The 1,414-nt window shown below is 54.3% G+C and carries 1 protein-coding gene, 2 tRNA genes and 1 rRNA gene (1 of these 4 only partly in view); all 4 read left to right on the top strand.

Features of this window, described 5'->3' with window-relative positions; translation table 11 throughout:
• On the top strand, positions 1-194 hold a 194-nt coding region (locus tag BMY71_RS25135; RefSeq protein ID WP_210185076.1), incomplete at its 5' end, for a hypothetical protein.
• Positions 185-261 (top strand) — tRNA-Ile (locus BMY71_RS24175). The genes BMY71_RS25135 and BMY71_RS24175, both read left to right, overlap by 10 nt.
• Positions 262-294: 33 nt before the next feature.
• A tRNA-Ala gene (locus tag BMY71_RS24170) sits at positions 295-370 on the top strand.
• Positions 371-772: 402 nt separating this feature from the next.
• Positions 773-1,414: ribosomal RNA gene (locus BMY71_RS24160) — 23S ribosomal RNA — on the top strand (it continues 2,181 nt past the right edge of the window).

The raw sequence follows: 1,414 nt of genomic DNA, 5'->3' as shown, positions 1-1,414 counted from the left end.
GTTATCGACCTGTTTTAGAAACATCAGGGGTTCAAGTCATAATGAACCCCACTTGGCGGGATTTCGCCGTCTTCGTTTCTCTTTCTTCGCGGACGAACACGCGCCTGGGGCGGCGCGCAAGCGATCCATCGATGGGCCATTTGGTTGGTCTTGTCGGTGCGCGCGCGCATGCTCCTCGTGTTGAGGGCTTGTAGCTCAGTTGGTTAGAGCGCGCGCTTGATAAGCGTGAGGTCGGAAGTTCAAGTCTTCCCAGGCCCACCATTTGATCGAGCGCAGCATTCGTCTTCTGGTTACGGGGCCATAGCTCAGCTGGGAGAGCGCGTGCTTTGCAAGCATGAGGTCGTCGGTTCGATCCCGTCTGGCTCCACCAGATGGCTGATCGGCCACCATGACCCTTGCCTGCTTGATCGCGCTTACTGAAAGCGCGCTCTGTATCGTTAACGTCCGCGAGACTTGTATTCGCCGACCTTCTTCAATGAAGGTCCGCGGGTTTTCTGACATCGTAAAGAGGAGATCGATCCGGGTTTGGATCCAGCGAAGCAATTCGCGGGGTTCGGGCGCGTATCTCCAGATCATTTTCGGCGCATGCTCATCGCAAGGTGAGCGTGTTGTAAAATGGTCTTTGTTGGCGACGCTTGACCGCATCGCCATCGGGTCGATCTTACGAAGCAATAACTGGTCTTTTCAAATCAATGTCCGTTCGTGGAAGGCGTCCTTCGGGGTGCGCTGCGGACTACATTCTGCCGAGTGTGTGGACATTGATAATGAGAGCAATCAAGTGCCTTAAGGGTGTTCGGTGGATGCCTAGGCGCTGAGAGGCGATGAAGGACGTGCTACGCTGCGATAAGCCACGGGGAGCTGCGAAGAAGCTTTGATCCGTGGATTTCCGAATGGGGAAACCCACCTTCGATAGCCGGAACTCCAAGGTCTTGTTGTCCGCAAGGACGGCGAGATTTTGGATTTCCGGTTATCAAGAGAAGGTATGAGACTCCTGAATACATAGGGGGTTTCAAGCGAACCCAGGGAACTGAAACATCTAAGTACCTGGAGGAAAGGACATCAACAGAGACTCCGTTAGTAGTGGCGAGCGAACGCGGACCAGGCCAGTGGTACATCAAAGACAACCGGAACCAGTCAGGAAAGCTGGGCCTTAGAGGGTGATAGCCCCGTACGGGTAATGCGATGATGTATCCTTGAGTAAGGCGGGACACGTGAAATCCTGTCTGAACGTGGGGGGACCACCCTCCAAGCCTAAGTACTCCTCAGCGACCGATAGTGAACCAGTACCGTGAGGGAAAGGTGAAAAGCACCCCGACGAGGGGAGTGAAATAGTTCCTGAAACCGGACACTTACAAACAGACGGAGCCCAAGATACGTTCTGGGTGACGTCGTACCTTTTGTATTATGGGCCAGC

Source organism: Rhodopseudomonas pseudopalustris, assembly GCF_900110435.1.
GTDB lineage: Bacteria > Pseudomonadota > Alphaproteobacteria > Rhizobiales > Xanthobacteraceae > Rhodopseudomonas > Rhodopseudomonas pseudopalustris.
Note: the sequence above shows the minus strand (reverse complement) of the source record. Positions and strands in the feature narration are given on the sequence as shown.